The following is a 541-nucleotide window of genomic DNA, read 5'->3' as shown; positions in this document are numbered from 1 at the left end:
AAATGATGTCTTCTGGTTTGACGACGTCATTCGCGAAGCGATTCAATCGGCTTGCGACTTGAGCCATGTCCGTCCAAATGGTTGCGTAGTATTTTTCATCTAAGGTTTGGCGGAACATACGCAGCCCAAAGTGGCCTTCCTTAAAAGGAGGAAGCGTGAATAACTCACGTTCGTATGTGTCGCGAATCAGCTGTGCTGATTGAGAGTAATTAAGTGCAGGTATCTCTTCTTGAGATGCCTGAACATTCAAGATGAGTGAGCAAGAGAGCAAGACCGCCAAGCTGATAGGTTTGATACGCATAAATCCATTCCCTGATATAACCTGGATGTAAACTTATCATCAATGTTTGTTAAGAATGTAAAACCTGAGTCAATAGTTCAAAATATGTCTAAAAGTCAGGTTGATACGTTCTCCTTTTGGTTTGGCTGTTTTGGGAACGCAGTGTCTCCAATGGTGCTGAAGCTCCCCAGCCATGATCAATAATGCGCCGTGGCCGAGCTCATATTCTATTTGAGTTTTACAATGTAAATTTCGTAGCAC

Annotated in this window: 2 protein-coding genes; both read right to left on the bottom strand. The window is 43.1% G+C overall.

The window, feature by feature from the left end:
• On the bottom strand, window positions 1–301 hold a 301-nt coding region (locus R8O11_RS30645; RefSeq protein WP_318195312.1), incomplete at its 3' end, for a DUF3541 domain-containing protein.
• 69 nt (window positions 302–370) lie between these two features.
• Window positions 371–541: alpha-ketoglutarate-dependent dioxygenase AlkB (locus R8O11_RS30640; protein ID WP_318195313.1), on the bottom strand; the 171-nt coding region annotated here is incomplete at its 5' end.

It is taken from the genome of Vibrio sp. 1288 (assembly GCF_033344475.1).
Note: the sequence above shows the minus strand (reverse complement) of the source record. Positions and strands in the feature narration are given on the sequence as shown.